Source organism: Streptomyces sp. MK37H, from assembly GCF_018035285.1.
Taxonomy (GTDB): domain Bacteria; phylum Actinomycetota; class Actinomycetes; order Streptomycetales; family Streptomycetaceae; genus Streptomyces; species Streptomyces endocoffeicus.
In genome coordinates this window covers 26,495-43,467 of sequence record NZ_JAAAYH010000027.1, presented here as the reverse complement: position 1 = coordinate 43,467, position 16,973 = coordinate 26,495, and the positions used below count along the sequence as shown (strand labels likewise).

At 71.4% G+C, this 16,973-nt stretch carries 12 protein-coding genes; 7 read left to right on the top strand and 5 right to left on the bottom strand.

Annotation, left to right across the window (positions count from 1 at the left end; translation table 11 throughout):
- The coding region (locus GWI24_RS06820) for a GAF domain-containing protein (protein ID WP_210944991.1) at positions 1–1,612 on the bottom strand (1,612 nt) is incomplete at its 3' end.
- Positions 1,613–1,972: 360 nt separating this feature from the next.
- Between GWI24_RS06820 and GWI24_RS06815 the strand changes: the two genes are divergently transcribed.
- Together GWI24_RS06815 and GWI24_RS06810 are read left to right on the top strand one after the other, a co-directional pair.
- On the top strand, positions 1,973–2,473 hold the full coding sequence (locus tag GWI24_RS06815) for a hypothetical protein (RefSeq protein WP_308343527.1): 501 nt from the start codon (positions 1,973–1,975) through the stop codon (positions 2,471–2,473).
- A gap of 48 nt (positions 2,474–2,521) precedes the next feature.
- Positions 2,522–4,060: an ATP-dependent DNA ligase gene (locus GWI24_RS06810; protein ID WP_210944990.1), complete on the top strand. Its 1,539-nt coding sequence runs from the start codon at positions 2,522–2,524 to the stop codon at positions 4,058–4,060.
- Between the two features lie 154 nt (positions 4,061–4,214).
- Here the strand turns inward: GWI24_RS06810 and GWI24_RS06805 are convergent, their stop codons facing one another.
- Positions 4,215–5,453, bottom strand: coding sequence for an alginate lyase family protein (locus GWI24_RS06805; protein ID WP_210944989.1), 1,239 nt, complete (start codon positions 5,451–5,453; stop codon positions 4,215–4,217).
- Positions 5,454–5,609: 156 nt separating this feature from the next.
- Between GWI24_RS06805 and GWI24_RS06800 the strand changes: the two genes are divergently transcribed.
- Positions 5,610–6,674, top strand: coding sequence for an endonuclease/exonuclease/phosphatase family protein (locus GWI24_RS06800; RefSeq protein ID WP_308343526.1), 1,065 nt, complete (start codon positions 5,610–5,612; stop codon positions 6,672–6,674).
- A 34-nt stretch (positions 6,675–6,708) separates the two neighbouring features.
- Here GWI24_RS06800 and GWI24_RS06795 read toward each other — a convergent pair whose 3' ends face one another.
- A complete protein-coding gene (locus GWI24_RS06795) occupies positions 6,709–7,746 on the bottom strand; it encodes a LysR family transcriptional regulator (RefSeq protein WP_210944997.1) in 1,038 nt (345 codons plus the stop codon).
- Positions 7,747–7,914: 168 nt separating this feature from the next.
- Here GWI24_RS06795 and ligD point away from each other — a divergent pair, with 168 nt between their 5' ends.
- The gene (ligD, locus tag GWI24_RS06790; RefSeq protein WP_210944987.1) at positions 7,915–8,853 is read left to right on the top strand and encodes a non-homologous end-joining DNA ligase; all 939 of its coding nucleotides are present in this window, start codon (positions 7,915–7,917) and stop codon (positions 8,851–8,853) included.
- Between the two features lie 12 nt (positions 8,854–8,865).
- Here ligD and GWI24_RS06785 read toward each other — a convergent pair whose 3' ends face one another.
- Positions 8,866–10,959 carry a PhoX family phosphatase gene (locus GWI24_RS06785; protein WP_210944986.1) on the bottom strand — a complete coding sequence of 698 codons (2,094 nt, stop codon included), beginning with the start codon at positions 10,957–10,959 and terminating at the stop codon, positions 8,866–8,868.
- Positions 10,960–11,230: 271 nt separating this feature from the next.
- On the opposite strand from GWI24_RS06785, the gene GWI24_RS06780 reads away from it, so the two are divergent.
- The 3 genes from GWI24_RS06780 to GWI24_RS06770 all read left to right on the top strand — a co-directional run bounded on the left by GWI24_RS06780 (position 11,231) and on the right by GWI24_RS06770 (position 15,934).
- Positions 11,231–13,408, top strand: coding sequence for a VWA domain-containing protein (locus tag GWI24_RS06780; RefSeq protein WP_210944985.1), 2,178 nt, complete (start codon positions 11,231–11,233; stop codon positions 13,406–13,408).
- Between the two features lie 159 nt (positions 13,409–13,567).
- Entirely contained in the window at positions 13,568–15,301 is a 1,734-nt protein-coding gene (gene metG, locus GWI24_RS06775) for a methionine--tRNA ligase (RefSeq protein ID WP_210944984.1), read from the top strand.
- A gap of 237 nt (positions 15,302–15,538) precedes the next feature.
- Positions 15,539–15,934: a DNA-binding response regulator gene (locus GWI24_RS06770; protein ID WP_210944983.1), complete on the top strand. Its 396-nt coding sequence runs from the start codon at positions 15,539–15,541 to the stop codon at positions 15,932–15,934.
- A gap of 63 nt (positions 15,935–15,997) precedes the next feature.
- On the opposite strand, the gene GWI24_RS06765 is transcribed toward GWI24_RS06770, so the two are convergent.
- Positions 15,998–16,942 carry an intradiol ring-cleavage dioxygenase gene (locus GWI24_RS06765; protein ID WP_210944982.1) on the bottom strand — a complete coding sequence of 315 codons (945 nt, stop codon included), beginning with the start codon at positions 16,940–16,942 and terminating at the stop codon, positions 15,998–16,000.
- Positions 16,943–16,973 lie beyond the last annotated feature (31 nt).

Genomic DNA, 16,973 nt, shown 5'->3' with positions numbered 1-16,973 from the left:
CGTCCAGGGCGCTCTGGGTGGGCAGGGCGCGGGGCAGCAGGCTGTGCTGGAGGGTCACCGCCATGGTGTGCTCGCGGGTGTAGCGGCGGGCGTTGTCGATGCAGACCGCGGCGTGCGAGGCGAGCTCCTCGGCGAGGGACACCTCTTCCTGCTCGAAGGGCTCGCGCTGCTTCATCCGCCAGAAGTTGACCACGCCGAGCAGCACACCCCGGGCCCGCAGCGGCACGGTGACCAGCGACCGGACACCGTACTCGATGACCTTGGCGGTCTGCTCGGGGTCCTGGGCCTGCCAGCCGGTGGCCTCGGAGAGATCGGCCTCCACGACCGGCTCGCCCCCGCTCAGCCCGAACGCCTGGGGCGAGGACGGGACGAACGCGAACAGCCGGCCGACCGGATAGAAGGGGTGATCGGGCCGGATGCCGTGGACCGCCGACCGGCGCATCTCGACACCGCCGACCGCCAGCGGCTCATCGCCGCGGGCCACGGGCTCCGCCAGATCGACCGTGACGAAGTCGGCGAAGCGGTCCACCGCCACCTGCGCCAGCTCCTCGGCGGTACGGCTCACATCGAGCGTGGTGCCGATCTCCACACTCGCGTCGTACAGCAGCTTGAGCCGCTTCTGGGCCACTTCGGCACGGCCGGAGAGGGCGCGCAGCTCGGTGGAGTCGCGCAGGGTGGCGACACTGCCGGGCGGTCCGCCGTCGCGGTCGGTCAGCCGGTTGTTGATGGCCAGCAGCCGGTCGCCGGCCACCAGCACCTCGTCGGTGACATCGCGCCCGGAGGCCAGGACGTCGGCGACATGGGGCTCCAGGCCCAGGTCGTCGACCAGCCGTCCCTCCGGCCGCGGCGGCAGGTCGAGCAGCCGGGACGCCTCGTCATTGGTCAGCACCAGCCGCCCGTCGCCGCCGACGATCAGCACACCCTCGCGCACCGAGTGCAGCACCGCGTCATGGTGCTCGTACATCCGGGTCATCTCGATCGGGTCCAGGCCACGGGTCTGCCGCCGCAGCCGTTTGCTCACCAGCGCGGTGCCGCCGGTGGCGAGCACGAGTGAGGCGGAGACGGCGCCGACGAGGAGCGGTAGCTGGCGGTTGGCGAGCCCGCTCACCTTCTTGATCGTGATCCCCGCGCCGACCAGGCCGACGACCTTGTGGTGTCTGTCGAAGATGGGTGCCACGGCGTCCATCGCCTCGCCCAGCGTGCCGGGGCCGGTATCGACGGTGGTGTGCCCGTGCAGCGGCGCGTCGATGTTGCCGACGTAGCGCTTGCCGATCCGGTTGAGCTTGGGGTGTGTGTACCGGATGCCCTTGTTGTTCGTGACCACGACGAAGTCGAGCCCGGATCTCTTCCGGATGGCCTCGGCCTTCGGCTGGAGCACCTTGGTGGGGTTGGGGCTGTGCAGGGCCTGGACAATGCCGGGGGAGTTGGCGAACGACTCGGCGACCGCGACGGAACGGCCGCGGGCCTCGTCGGTGGCGTCGCGCCGCACCTGGAGCACCAGGGCGACGGTGGCCGCCACGCCGAGCAGCAGCACGATCACGAGCTGCAGGATGAAGACCTGCCCGGCGACGCTGCGAACGTTCAGCCACGATCGAAAGCGCCGGCCCGCCACCTCCGGACGTTCCCGCCGCCGACTCCGTGGGCGCCGACCGGGGAACATGCGGGCAGCCCACGATCGACCCATATACCGGGCCATACACATACATCTACACCGGGAATTCCTGGAAGGCGAATCTCCGCTTCCGGCGGCCAGGCGGCCATCACTTTCCGCATATAATGCGTGACTTTCCGTTCCCCTGGCGAATTCAACCGCGCGTCCATGGCGGGCTCACGGCGGGTTGACCGGCGGGCTCACGGTGGGCGAGGTGCCGAAGACGAGCGTCTATGCAAATCTGAGAAAAGGGTAATTCACCCTTATTACCGCGAATCGGTGTCGTGGCGGCGCCGATCGCGCCGGACGAAGGAGCCCGACATGGCCAGTCACGCCGGTGGAGTTCAGACAGGGGCCGCTCCGGGCCATATGCACCGGGCGGTGAGCGGATGGCTCGTCTTCGCGGGGGTCATGATGATCTTCGGTGGTGCGATGAACCTGCTCCAGGGCATCTCGGCCATCCGGACCGACCGGGTCTTCCTGGTCACGCAGAGCTATATCTTCCAGTACGACCTCGCCGGATGGGGCTGGGTCCACCTGGCCCTCGGGATCGCCGTGGTGATCGCCGGGTTCGCGGTGTTCACCGGTGCGATGTGGGCCCGCGTCACGGGCGTGGTGCTGGCCGGTCTCGCACTGACCGCCAACTTCCTGTGGCTGCCGTACTACCCGGTCTGGGCCACGGTGCTGCTCATCATCGACGCCCTGGTGATCTGGACGCTGTGCGCCGGGCCGAGCCGTGGCGGCGCGGGACGCGCGGAGACGGGAGGGCCCGAGGCGGGACGCGCGGAGACGGGAGGGCCCGAGGCGGGACGCACCGCCTGAGGGACGCGATGCCTGGTTTCCCGGCAGGGCGCGGGGCAGGCTGGAGCCATGCTGCTGGCTGATGTCGCGCTGACCTCCCGCCAGGTCGCGGCCACCTCCGCCCGCTCGGAGAAGATCGCCGCACTGGCCCGGCTGTTCCGGCGCACGGAACCGGCCGAGGCGGCCGTGGTGATCACCTACCTCGCGGGCAAGCTGCCCCAGCGCCGTACCGGAGTGGGCTGGTCCACCCTGCGCCACCGGCGGGAACCCGCCGCCGAGCCGACGCTCGCGGTGCTCGATGTGGACGAGGTCCTGAGCCGGGTCGCGGCGGTCTCCGGTACCGGTGCGACGGCGACCCGCAAGCGGCTGGTGGGCGAGCTGCTGTCCGCCGCGACCAGGGAGGAGCAGGGCTTTCTGCTCGGCCTGATCGGCGGGGAGCTGCGGCAGGGGGCGCTGGAGGGGCTGGCCGTGGAGGGGCTCGCCGAGGCGGTCGGCGCACCGGCCGCCGAGGTGCGGCGGGCGGTGATGCTCGGCGGTTCGCTGGGCGCGGTGGCCGAGGCGCTGCTGGCGCGCGGCCCGGAGGCGCTGGCCGATTTCCGGGTCGAGGTGGGGCGGCCGGTGCTGCCGATGCTCGCGCAGAGCGCCAAGGACCTCGACGAGGCCATGGACCGGCTGGGGGCGTGCGCGGTCGAGGAGAAGCTGGACGGGATCCGGGTGCAGGTCCACCGGGACGGCGAGGAGGTACGGATCTACACCCGCACCCTCGACGAGATCACCGAGCGGCTGCCGGAGGTGGTCACGGCGGCGCGGGAGCTGGCGGTGGACCGGGCGATCCTCGACGGCGAGGTGATCCTGCTGGACGCGGAGGGGCGGCCCCGGCCGTTCCAGGAGACCTCCGGCCGGGTCGGCTCCCGGCTCGATGTGGCCGGGGCGTCGGCCGTGCTGCCGCTGTCCCCCGTCTTCTTCGATCTGCTCGTCGTGGACGACCGCGATCTGCTCGACCTCCCGACCCACGAGCGCCATGCCGAACTGGCCCGGATCGCCCCCGGGCCCCGGCGGGTGCGGCGGTTGGTGGCCGACGACCCGGCGGATCCGGAAACCCGCCGGGCGGCACGGGAGTTCGCCGCGGACGTGCTGGCCCGGGGGCATGAGGGGGTGCTGGTCAAGGGGCTGGAGGCGCCGTACGGCGCGGGCCGGCGCGGGGCGTCCTGGCTGAAGGTCAAGCCGGTGCACACGCTGGACCTGGTGGTGCTGGCGGCGGAGTGGGGGCACGGCCGCCGCACCGGGAAGCTGTCCAACCTCCACCTGGGCGCGCGGGCGCCGGACGGCACGTACGTGATGCTGGGCAAGACGTTCAAGGGGCTGACCGACGTGATGCTGGAGTGGCAGACGGAGGCGCTGCTGGGGATCGCGGTCAGCGACGACGGCTGGGTGGTGCGGGTGCGGCCGGAGCTGGTGGTGGAGGTGGCCTTCGACGGGCTGCAGCGCTCGTCCCGCTATCCGGCGGGCGTCACGCTGCGGTTCGCGCGAGTGCTGCGCTACCGGGAGGACAAACCGGCGGATCAGGCGGACACGGTCGAGACGGTGCTGGCACTGCGCGGCGGGTGAACGAGGGTCCTCGGGACCCCACGCCCCGAGGACCCCCAGGACCCCGGGCCGCGGGGCGGCCCGGGGTCGGTCCGAGGTCGATGCGGGAGCGATCCGGGATCGGTCCGGAGTCGGTCCGGAGTCGGTCCGGAGTCGGTCCGCGATCAGGTGGGGCTCAGGACGGGTTGTCCCCGTGGGTCAGGGTCTCCCAGCCCAGGAAGAGGCTGTTGGTGCCCGCCGGGCGCTGCTGCTCGGTGAGCTTCTGGGTGTTGGCCATGGCGATGCCGAGCCGGTTGTGCAGGGCGTTGTAGCCGACCTCGGTGATCGGGCCGAGGCCGCGCTTGACGCTGCCGCCGCACAGCCAGGACGGCGGGGCCTCGCCCAGCTCGTACTTCGACTGGAAGCCCAGCGCCTGCCGCAGCCGCTCGCCCACCTCGGGGTAGAGGTCCTGGCCCTGGATGCGGCGAGTCTCGGCGACGTGCGCGATGGAGGCGATGCCGTATCCGGTGTGAGTGAAGTCGCGGCAGGTCTCCTGGGTGAGCCCGGTGACGAAGGTGGACTGGCCCTGCCAGTACTTGATGATCTTGTCGCGGGTGTCAAGGCCGCTGCCGGGCGCGGTCTTGGGCAGGGAGCCGTCGGACTCCAGGTAGACATACGCGGGGACGCGGCCGCGGAACTTCGCGATCGCCTTGTCGTAGCTGGTCCGGTCGTCCAGGAAGACGGAGATGCCGGTGGCGGCCTCCATCATCACCAGCTCCCAGTTGCCGTTGGAGTTCGAGCCGCCGATGACCTTCGGGAGGTAGACGGTGCGCAGCATGGTCTTGAAGCGGTCGATCGAGGCGGCGGACCAGCCGTCGTAGGTGTAGCGGATGATCTCGGCCGCCCGGGGCCAGGAGGATCCGGCCCAGCCGGTCTGGAGCGGGGCGTTGCTGTTGGTGTGGTCCTTGATGGTGGCCGACCAGGCGTCCATGATCTGGATGGCCTTGTCGGCGTAGCGGCTGTCGCGGGTGATGTACCAGGCCAGCGAGAGCGAGTAGGCGGCGAGCGCGTCCTGGCGCTCATCGGTGCAGCCGATGTTGGGGTCGGAGTACGGACCGCATTCGACGACCGCGCGGGGCTTGGGGGTGCGCGACAGCGAGGCGTACGGGCTCGCCAGCATCGCGTCGTACGCGCCCTTCCAGGGCTGGGCGCCGGCGTTCACCTTGGAGCGGACGAAGTCGAGCTGGGCGCGGCTGACGAGGACGCCGGGGTGGGTGAAGGCGGCCTTGGGCGTGGCCTTGGGCGCTGCTTCGGTGGCGGCCTTGGACGCGGTGGACCGCTGGGTCTGCCCGGCCGTGGCCGGGCCGCTGAGGATGCCCGCGAACAGCGCGGCCAGCGCTGTGGCGAGGGCGAGATACAGGGCTCTGGTGCGCATGGGGGCGGCTCTCCTGACGGTGAGTTCGTATGTGTGAACAACGGATGCCGACATGAACTCCTGTGATGTTCCGGGAAGTTAGCTCATGAACACGTCAAGGTCTAGACCTTCCGTTCATAGGAGAATGTGCGCCCCGCCCCGATCGAGAGGCCCAGCGTGGAGACGACAGTCGCGGAGGACCAAGCCGCAGGCCCCGGCCGCCCCCTGGCACCGCGCGGCGCCCGGGGCGCCGTCGCCCGGCTGCTACGGCTCCCCGGCGGACGGGCCCGGCGATGGGCGGCCTGGTGCGCGGTGCCGCCCCTGGTCGTGGTCAGCGTGGTGGTGCTGTGCCGGGCCGCGGACACCGACGGCATCACCCCCATACCGCAGCTGCTGGCCTTCCTGCCCTGGCTGCTGGTCCCGGCGGCGCTCGGGCTGCTGCTGAGCACCGCCGCGCGCTGGCCGCTGGGGTGCGGCTGGGCGCTGGCGGCAGCGGCGGCCACCGGGTGGTTCATCCAGCCGTACGACGGCGGCTCCCCGCCCGAGCCGCGCGGACCGGTCCTCGCCCGGCTGCGGGTGATGACCGCGAACCTCGAGTTCGGCCAGGCCAGGGACGGACTGCTGCGCGCGCTGCGCCGGGAGCGGCCGGATCTGGTGGCGGTGCAGGAGTGCGACACACGGTGCGCCGCGGCGCTGGACTCGGCCGTCGTCCGCAGGGCCTACCCGTACCGGAGCGTCGCCCTCGGCGACAGCGCCGCCGCGGGCTCGGCGATCCTCAGCCGCCACCCGCTGACCCGGGCGGAGGGGGTGCGCGGAACGCTGCGGATGCCGGGTGCGGTCGTCCGGGTCGCGGGGCAGCGGCTGCGGACGCAGGTCGCCCATCCCATGCCGCCGATGCCGGGGCGACTGGACCTCTGGCGCACCGAGCTGGGGCGACTGCGGGCCTACGCGGACGGGCGGGGCGAGGAACCCACCCTGATCGCGGGCGACTTCAACGCCACCCAGGACCACGCAGCCTTCCGGGCCGTGCTGGACACCGGGCTGCGGGACAGCGCACGGGCCACCGGGGTGTCCCGCACGCCCAGCTGGCCGAGCGCCACGGCGCCGCTCCTGGGGGCGCAGATCGACCACGTCCTGGTCAGCCGGGGCCTAAGGCCGCGCACGGCCCGCTTCCTGGATCTGCCGCACACCGACCACCGGGCGCTGCTGGTGGAGCTGGACCTGTACGGGCCGCAGGACTGAGGGCTGATCGGGGCCTCAAGGGCTGACCGGGGCCTCAGCTCTCGCTCGGGTCGTAGGAGTTGGCCAGCTCGAACGGATCGGGCTCAAGACCCGCCGTGGGCCAGCGCTGCTCCCGCTGCCAGCGCGCGTTCTCCTGCGCGAGCGCGTCCCAGAGCAGATTGAGCGGATGGGCCGGGTCATAGGACGCGCGCTCCCCGCGCCGGGTGAACGCGCCCAGCAGCACCTCCAGCCGGGGCCCGGTGTCATTGACCAGCTCGACGGCGCGCAGCCCGCGTCCGTACACCACCCTCGGATCGCCCGCCGCGTCCGCGACCCCCTTGGTGACCAGCATGCAGCCGCGCAGCAGCCCCGAGCGCAGCAGCTCGAAGCCGTAGTTGACGGTGTCGATCTCGGCGGCGATGCGCAGCTTGCCGCGGTAGTCGCCGCCGAACCAGGTGTGCAGCACCCCGGCCATCAGCCCGCTCGCCGAGACCACCAGCGGCAGGGTGCGCAGCGCGCTGGTCGGGGCGGTGGGGCCGGGCAGCTCGGCCTCGGAGAGATTGGTCAGCAGCGAGACCCCGCTGCGCCGCCACTCCATCACATCGAAGGCGGCGAGCTCGTCGTCGCCGTCGGGCCTGGTCACCACGGAGCCGCACACCAGGTCCACATCCTTGGCGCGCAGCTTGGCCAGCACGTCCCGGGTGCGCACATGGCCGACCTTGAGCTCGATACCGCGCTGCCGGAAGTCCTCGGCCACCCGCTCCCCGGCACCCGCCAGATAGCTGAGGGTAAATCGGGTGGTGCCCACCATCAGCGTTTTTCCCAGGCGGCGCCGTGACTCATGGATGCCGTCCAGCCAGTCGCCGAGAGTTCCGCGCGCCAATTCGACCAGGGCTTCTCCGGTGCCGGTGAACAGCACGTCCTTACCCCGCCCCTGCTTGAGTATGAGGGGTTCGCCGCAAAGCTCGCGAAAGTTCCGGTTCATGGTGTCGATCTGCTTTTGCACACTGGACTGTTCGCGGCCCAGAATCCGTGCCGCGCCCAGCGCCGTACCGGCCTCATGGACCATGATCAGGGTGCGCAACTGGTCCATCGTGGTGTCCATCAGCGCGAGCGGGCTCTGCGCCCAGCGGCCGCGCCGATCCGTCGTCGGCGGGCCGAGCGAACCTGGTCTCACCATGATTTCCCCCGCTTTTCAACTTCTCCCGTTTTCCTGACTCCAGAGTTTAGTCAGCGATCCATGTGGTTACCCGGGTCCGATATGAGCGAGAAGCGGACCGATGCACGGAACGTCAGGACCGGCGGCCGGACCGTACGAGTCAGCCGGCCGGAAAAGGAGCTGTTCCCCGAGGACGGGATCACGAAGTGGGACCTCGTCGAGTACTACCGCTCGGTCTCCCGGCGCATCATTCCGCAGTTGCGCGGCCGCCCTTTGATGATGGAACGCCATCCGGACGGAATCGGCGGCAGGCCGCTGATGCAGAAGAACGCACCCGACTACTTTCCGGACTGGGTGCGCCGCGCCGTGCTCCCCAAGGAGGGCGGTGAGGTCACCCATGTGGTCTGCGACGACACCGCGACCCTCCTCTACCTCGCCGACCAGGCGTGCGTCACCCCGCACCGCTGGCTCTCCCGGGCCGACCGGCCCGACCACCCCGACCGGCTGGTCCTCGACCTCGATCCGCCCTCGTCGGGGGAGTCCGGCTTCGATGAGGTGCGGTGGACGGCCCGCCGCTGCTGCGGGCTGCTCGACGAGCTCGGGCTGCCGGGGCTGCTGATGACCACCGGCTCGCGCGGGCTGCATGTCATCGTCCCGCTGGACCGCCGTGCCGACTTCGACACCGTGCGGTCCTTCGCCCGCGACGCCGCCGATCTGCTGGCCGCCCGCCACCCCGACCGGCTCACCACCGAGCCCCGCAAGGCCAAGCGGCGCGGTCGGCTCTACCTGGACACCCAGCGCAACGCCTACGCCCAGACCGCCGTCACCCCGTATGGGGTGCGCGCCCGGCCCGGAGCCCCCGTGGCCACGCCCATCGACGCGCGGGAGCTGGACGACCCGGAGCTGCGGGCCGACCGCTGGACGCTGCGGACGGTCGGCGAGCGGCTCGCGGACGACCCCTGGGCCCGTACGGACACCAGGGGCCGTTCGCTGCGCGGCCCCCGGGAGCGGCTGAAGCGGCTCGCGGAGGGCGGAGGCTGACCGCCGGAGCGGTCAGGCGCCGATGTCGCCGCCGTCGCGCCGCCAGACGCTGATCACGGACGGCCGGGTCAGCTTGCCCGGGCCGTCGGGCCAGGTGGACGCGGGCTTCTCCACGCTCGCGCCGTCGATCTCGCCCGGGTGCTGCACGGCCACCAGCACCCGCCGGTCCTGCACGATCGGACCGCAGGTCTCGGCGCCGTTCGGCACGGTCAGGAACTGCTTGACCTCACCGCGGCGGCTGCCCGCCGTGGCCACGCCGAACAGCCCGTCGTGGTTGCCGAGCGCGTTGCCGTCCGTGGAGATCCACAGGTTGCCGTACGCGTCGAAGGTGATGTTGTCCGGGCAGGAGATCGGGCTGACCTGGTCCTTGGGGAAACCGCCGAAGTAGGTGCTCGGGTCCTCGGGGTCGCCGCAGACCAGGAACAGCCGCCAGTTGAAGCGGGTGGAGCCCGCGTTGTTCCAGCGCTCGGTCAGCTCCAGGATCTGGCCGTGCTTGTTGCTGTTGCGCGGGTTGGCCTCGTCGGCGGGGGCCTTGCCCTCCTTGCCGCGGTCGGTGTTGTTGGTCAGCGCGATGTAGACCCGGCCGGTGCGCGGGCTCGGCTCGACGTCCTCGGGGCGGTCCATCTTCGTCGCGCCCGCCTTGTCGGCGGCGATACGCGTGAAGACGTAGACCTCCTCCGCGGTCATGCCCTCCACGAAGGAGCGGTCGCCGCAGGCCAGCGGGATCCACTCACCGGCGCCGTCGAACTCGCCGTCCTTGGGCAGCTTTCCGGAGCCGTCGATCTCGGCGGACGGGCTGTCACCGGTGAACTTGGCGACGTACAGCGTGCCCTCGTCCAGCAGCGTGCGGTTGTGCTCGCGGGCGATGCGGCTGTTGCCCTTCATCATCCGCTTGGCGGAGACGAACTTGTAGAAGTAGTCGAACTTCTCATCGTCGCCCATGTAGAGGACCGGACGGCCGTCGGTGGTCAGCCGGGGCTCGGCGGCCTCGTGCTTGAAGCGGCCCAGCGCGGTCAGCTTGCGCGGGGTGGCCTCGGGGTCGAACGGGTCGATCTCGATCACCCAGCCGAAGCGGTTGGTCTCGTTCGGCTCCTTGGCCGCGTCGAAACGGTCGTCGAACCGTTCCCACTTGCGTTCGGAGGCGGCGCCGGTGATGCCGTACCGCTTGAGGCGGGCCGCGGTGGCCGGGTCGGTGACCGAACCTCCGTTGGCGAAGTACTGGTTGAAGTTCTCCTCGCCGGAGAGCACCGTGCCCCACGGCGTGATGCCGCCGCCGCAGTTGTTCAGCGTGCCGAGGATGCGCTTGCCGGTCGGGTCGGCGGAGGTGCGCAGCAGCTCGCTGCCCGCCGCCGGGCCGGTGACCTCGAACGGAGTGGTCGCGGTGATACGGCGGTTGAGGCGGTGGCGGGACAGGGCGGTGAGCCGGCCAAGACCGCGCTCCTCGGCCGTCACGACCACGGACAGGCCGTGCGCGGCCCAGCCGATCTCGGCCTGCTCGCGGGTGGGGTTCTCCGGGTCGTAACCCGAGAACATCAGCACCTCGTCGGTGTACTCATGGTTGACCACGAGCAGCTGATGGTCGCGCTCGCCGGGGACGTCCAGGACCGCCATGTAGTCATTGTTGTAACCGAACTGGCCCGCCTGGGCCTTGGCGCTCTGCCGGTCCGGGTCGAACGCGGGCGCGCCGCGCAGGATCGGGTCGCCCCAGCGGATCACCACGTTCTGGTCGTGGCCGTCGGCGACGACCACGGTGTCCTCGGTGTTGGGGGCGACGGGCGCGAAGCGGAGGCCGCGGGCGGCCTTGCCCTTCGCGGCGGCCTTGTGCTCCGCGGCGGCCTTGTGCTCCGCGGCGGCACCGCCCGTGGCGGCGGACGCCTGCGGCGCCCGCTCCACCGCCACCACACCGGTCGCGGCCGCCACGGTCACCACGGCCCCGGCCCGCAGCAGGGCACGGCGCGAGGCGGCACCGGCGATGACATCGCCCACGTAGGCGTTGTCGCTGGTGTTCGGCGTCTCGTGAAGGCAGGCGTCGCCACAGCGGTACCGGCACGTCAGTGCGGAACGACCGCCCGGGTGTGAGCTGATGAGCGGCAGGAGGTTGCGCACGTCTTCCCCTCCGTAAGGGTGTTCACGTATGGGCTTCGCCGGGCCCCGCATGGGCAGTACGCCGACGCGGTCCGGGCCGACATGACGTCGGGATCCTTTGGCGGCGAAGCTATGGGCGTAGAACCGCATGGTGGCGACGAACGCCTGAACCAGAGGTGAACGAAGCGCGAGCGGAATCGGCGGAAGAGGGCCGCCGAACGGCCCGCTAGCCTTTCGGCACCACGGACATGCACCGCCATGCACCGCACTCGACACGTGAGAGGTATCTCCCATGGGCATACGGGACCTACTGCGCAAAGTTTTCGGCCGCTCCCGAACCACGGGGGTGGACGATTCTTCCGCTGCGCTGGAGGCGGCGGTTGTCCCGAACCCCCAGCCGGAGTCGGCGGAGCGCAAGTCGGCGGAGCGCAAGTCGGCGGAGCCGACGGTGGACCAGAAGGCCGAGCGGAAGGCCGAGCCGGACGCCAAGCCCGAGCCCGCGCCGGAGCCTGCGTCTGAGCCGAAGGCTGAGCCGGAGCCCGAGCCGACCGCCGGCGCGGACACGGACACGGCGGCCCCGGCCCCGGACTCCCGGGACTCCCGGGACGACGAATCCGGGCACGACCCGGCCCTGTCCGCCCCGCTGAAGTCCCTCGACGAGATCCTGAAGTCCCCCGCGCACGAGGACACGTCAACGGCCGACGACGAGACTCCGGTTGAGGCAGCGGCAGCGGCCGCCGCCGAGCCGAAGCCGGAAGCGAAGGCGGACGAGCCCAAGCCCGCCGCCGAGGTGGAGGCTGCGGCCGAGCCCGACGCTGACGCCCCCACGTCTGCGGCAGATGACGACGCCGCGGCCCCCGCAGCCGACGTCGAACCGGCGGCCGAAGCCAAGGCGGAGCCCGAGACGAAGGCCGAGCCCGCCACCGCGCCTGAGGCGGCCGCAGCCGCCGATGCCCCGGCGGCAGAGGCGACGACTGGCGAGGTTGACGACGAGTCCAAGGCCGAGGTTGCGGAGGACCCCGCGCCGGAGCCCGCCGAGACGCCCGAACCCACGGCCAAGACCGACGACAAGCCCGCCAAGACCGTGGCGGCAGAGACGAGCGCCGACGCCGAGCCCAAATCCGCCAAGGCAGAGCCCAAGACCGACGAGCAGCCCGCCAAGGCGGAGGCCGAGCCCGCACCCGCGAGCACCCCCAAGGCAGAGGCCGCAGCGCCAGTGGCGGAGGCCGACACCACGCCCCAGGCCGAGGTTGCGGAGGACCCCGCGCCGGAGCCCGCCGAGACGCCCGAACCCACGGCCAAGACCGACGACAAGCCCGCCAAGACCGTGGCGGCAGAGACGAGCGCCGACGCCGAGCCCAAATCCGCCAAGGCAGAGCCCAAGACCGACGAGCAGCCCGCCAAGGCGGAGGCCGAGCCCGCAGCCGCGAGCGCCCCCGAGGCAGAGGCCGCAGCGCCAGTGGCGGAGGCCGACACCACGCCCCAGGCCGAGGTTGCGGAGGACCCCGCGCCGGAGCCCGCCGAGGCGCCCGAACCCACGGCCAAGGCCGAGCCCGAAGCTGAGGCGGCAGCAGAAGCCGCCGAGCCCAAGGCTGGGGCAGCCACAGAGGCTGACGGCGACGCCACCCCCGCAGCCGCGAGCGACCCCGCGCCCGAAGCCGCAGCCGACCCCGCGCCCGTGGCGGCCGCAGCCGCCGTCACCGCCGCTGCCAAGGGCGACGCACCCAGCACCGCGGCCAAGGCCGACGCACCCGCGGCCGCCATCCCCCTCGCCGACCTCACCTCGCGGGCGCCCGGGCTCGTCGGGGCGTACAGCGCGGCCGGGGAGGCCGTTCAGGAGAGCGGGCTGGGTGGACAGCGGGCGGTCGTCTACCTCGTGCTGGACCGGTCCGGGTCGATGCGGGGGTACTTCAAGGACGGTACGGTGTCGCACCTCGCCGAGCAGGCGCTCGCCCTGTCCGCGCAGCTCGACACCAGCGGCACGGTGCCCGTCGTGTTCTTCTCCACCGACATCGACGGCACCGCCGACCTCGAGCTGGACCGGCACACCGGCCGCATCGAGGAGCTGCACGGCTCGCTCGGGCACATGGGGCGGACGAACTACCACACCGCCGTCAACGCCGTCATCGAGCACTACAAGGCGTCCGGCACCACCGACCCCGCGTTCGTGATCTTCCAGACGGACGGCGCGCCCACCACCAAGACCGCCGCCGAGAAGGCGCTGTGCGAGGCGGCGGGGCTCCCGCTGTTCTGGCAGTTCCTGGCGTTCGGGGACCCGGAGGCGAAGGGGTTCGACTTCCTGCGGAAGCTGGACACCTCGCCCGCCCTCGCCGTCCCGGAGAAGCGGGCGGTCGACAACACCGGCTTCTTCCACGCCGGGCTCGACCCCCGTACGGTCGCCGACGCCGAGCTGTACCGGGAGCTGCTCAAGAAGTTCCCGGGCTGGCTGGCCGCCCGCGAGCAGGGCTGACGAGCGACCCCACCCGACCAGGCGCCGCACCGGCGCCACCCCGGGGGCCATCCGCCGCGGAGAAAACGCCGCGCGGGTGGCCCCCGTCGCTCCGATACGATATTGGCGGCTCAACAGAACGAAAAGTCACTTACCGTATCGACTCGGGAGCAGCCTGCAATGGCTCGACACCTCATCACCAGCGCCCTTCCCTACATCAACGGGATCAAGCACCTGGGCAACATGGTGGGGTCCATGCTCCCGGCCGACGTCTACTCCCGCTATATGCGCCAGCGCGGCCATGACGTCCTCTACATCTGCGCCACCGACGAGCACGGCACCCCCGCCGAGCTGGCCGCCAAGGAGGCCGGGCTGCCGGTCGACGAGTTCTGCGCCCAGCAGCACGACGCGCAGAAGGCGATCTACGACGGCTTCGGCCTCGCCTTCGACTACTTCGGCCGCAGCTCCTCCGCGCAGAACGTGCAGATCACCCAGACGATCGCACGGGAGCTCAAGGCAAACGGCTTCATCGAGGAGCGCTCGATCCGCCAGGTGTACTCCAACGCCGACGGCCGCTTCCTCCCCGACCGCTATATCGAGGGCACCTGCCCGCACTGCGGTTACGACCGCGCCCGCGGCGACCAGTGCGAGAACTGCACCCGCGTGCTCGACCCGACCGATCTGATCGACGCCCGCTCCGCGATCAGCGGCAGCAGCGATCTGGAGGTCCGGGAGACCAAGCACCTCTTCCTCCTCCAGTCCAAGCTGGCGGACGAGGTCGCCGCCTGGGTCGACGAGCACGGCAAGGACTGGCCGACGCTGGCCTCCTCGATCGCCCGCAAGTGGCTGAACGAGGGGCTCCAGGACCGGGCGATCACCCGTGACCTGGACTGGGGCGTGCCGGTGCCGGCCGACACCTGGCCGGAGCTGGCGGCCGAGGGCAAGGTCTTCTACGTCTGGTTCGACGCCCCGATCGAGTACATCGGAGCCACGAAGGAGTGGGCGGACCAGGACCCGGCGAACCGCGACTGGAAGTCGTGGTGGTACGACGTGGACCAGACGGTCCGGTACACGGAGTTCATGGCCAAGGACAACGTCCCGTTCCACACGGTGATGTTCCCGGCCACCCTCCTCGGCACCCGGGACGTCTGGAAGAAGGTCGACTACGTCAAGGCGTTCAACTGGCTGACGTACTACGGCGGGAAGTTCTCCACCTCCGCCAAGCGCGGGGTGTTCACCGACGCCGCGCTCGAGGTGCTGCCCGCCGACTACTGGCGCTACTTCCTGATGGCGAACGCCCCGGAGTCCGACGACACCTCCTTCACCTGGGAACACTTCACCGCCACCGTCAACAAGGACCTGGCCGACACCCTCGGCAACTTCGTCAACCGTGTGCTGTCCTTCTCCCGCAAGCGGTTCGGCGACGAGGTCCCGGCCGGGAAGGCCGCCGGGGAGGCGGAGGAGCGCCTGGGCGAGGAGATCGCGCGGCTGCTGACGGAGTACGAGGAGCACATGGACGCGCTCCAGTTCCGCAAGGCCGCGGCGGCGCTGCGCGCCCTGTGGAGCGCGGGCAACTCCTACCTGGAGGAGAAGGCCCCCTGGCTGGAGATCAAGACCGACCAGGAGGCCGCGGCCCTCACCCTCCGTACGGCGATGAACCTCATCCACCTCTACGCGATCGTCTCCGAGCCGTTCATCCCGGCCTCGGCGCGGGCCATGCGGTCGGCGTTCGCGCTGGGCGAGGACACCGCGGTCTGGGTCGGCAAGGAGGAGGCGAAGGCGCTGGCGTCGGTCCCGGCGGGCACGGCCTTCACGGTTCCCCCGGTGCTCTTCGCGAAGATCACCGAGGAGGACCTGGACTCCTTCCGGCAGCGCTTCGGCGGCGATGAGCAGAACGGAAACGGCGCCGCCTAGCCAGGCTGTCGGCAGATCATGACGCCCGCGGCGGGCTGAGCATCGATATGCGGCTCCGCCGCGTGGTGGGGCCCCGCCCCCAGACCCCGGGGTCCAGGGGCGAAGCCCCTGGTAACGGGAAGGGGCGGGGAGGGGAAAGACACCCCCTCACGCATGTGTTGATCGCGCGGCAACCGTTCGTTTAGCCCCCTCGAAGACCCTGTGGAGTCCATAGCCACCGGGAAATCGAGGAACACAGTGCCGGACGCGCGTGTCACGGTGACGGTCCACGGCCCCGACCCGCTCAGCCGGGCCGGGGTCGTGCGTCATCTGCAGCATCAGCCCAGCGTCGAGCTGGTCGACCGGCCATGCCCGCTCGGCGACGAACCCCGCGGCGCCGTCGCCGTCATGCTCGCCGAGCGCCTCGACGACCGCGCCGGGGCGGAGCTGCGCCGTCTGGTGCGGGGCGGCCGGCAGCGGGTGGTGCTGATCGCGGGCGAGCTCCGGGAGACGGAGCTGATGGCGGTGATGGAGTACGGCGTCCAAGCCGTCTTATGGCAGCACCGGACCACGCCGAAGCGGCTGCTGCGCGCCGTGCACCGGGCCGCCCGCGCGGACCGGTGCACACCGTGCGGCGTGGACCGGAGGCTGTGACTCCAGGACTCAGAGGACCCCAGGGCTTCAGACGACCCCAGGGCTTCAGACGACCCCAGGGCGTCAGAGGTCCGTGCCGTCGTGGGTCGCGTCGGGGTCGACCCCCAGGGTGAGGCTGCCGACGACGCCCTTCTCGATCTTTCCCTTGCGGTACTTCAGGTGCAGCAGCCCGCCCTGCGCGCCGTTGCCGGGGTAGATCCCGTCCTCGTCGAGGGTGGTGCGCTCGGTGGTGCTGGTGTTGTACGGGGCCACCTTCGCCGAGTCGAGCACCGCCTCCTCGGCGAAGAAGAGCTGACCGGTGTGGCAGGTGTGGCCGCCCTCGTATCCGTCGTCCGTGAGCTTGCCGCCGATGTGCACCTTGGTGTGGATGTGCACACAGCGGCCCCGGTACCAACCGGGGAAGACCGTGGTGAACTCGACGAAGCCGTGCCGGTCGGTCAGCTGGGTGCCGCGCAAATACCGCTTGTCGTCGGTCGGCTCCTGGTGGCCGCCACCGGGCGGGGCACCGGTCGGAGCACCCGTCGGGGCGTCGGTGGGCGGGGTCCCGGTCGGCGGGGTCCCGGTCGGCGGGGTGCCGCCGCCACCGCTGCTGGAGCTCTCATAGCCCGAGTAGAGCCCGAGCGCGTCGCAGTGCCAGATGTCGACGGCGGCCTTCGCCATGGGTTTGCAGCTGTCGGAGTCGATCACTTTGAGGCGGAGGGTCATCGGAATGCCCTCCTTGCCCTCGGTGATGTCCTTTCTGATCTTGTCGGCGTCGATGTAGTACGGCCCCTCGGTGGTCTCCGAGGTGAGCCGGTAGCAGACCTCGCCGGACGGGGAGGACGCGGAGGCCGAGGGGGTGGCGGAGGAGGCGGACGCGGAGGTCTCGCCCGCGGAGGCGGTGGTGGCGACGGCCGCTCCCAGGCCCGCCGCCGCGACCGCCGCGCCGCCCGCCACCACGACCCGTCGCCTCGTCATGTCCCGCTGGGGCTGCGGCTCGAGGCCGTTGCTGCTCTGCTGTTCGGTCATGGGCCGGGACAGTAGGGAGGCAACCTGGCAG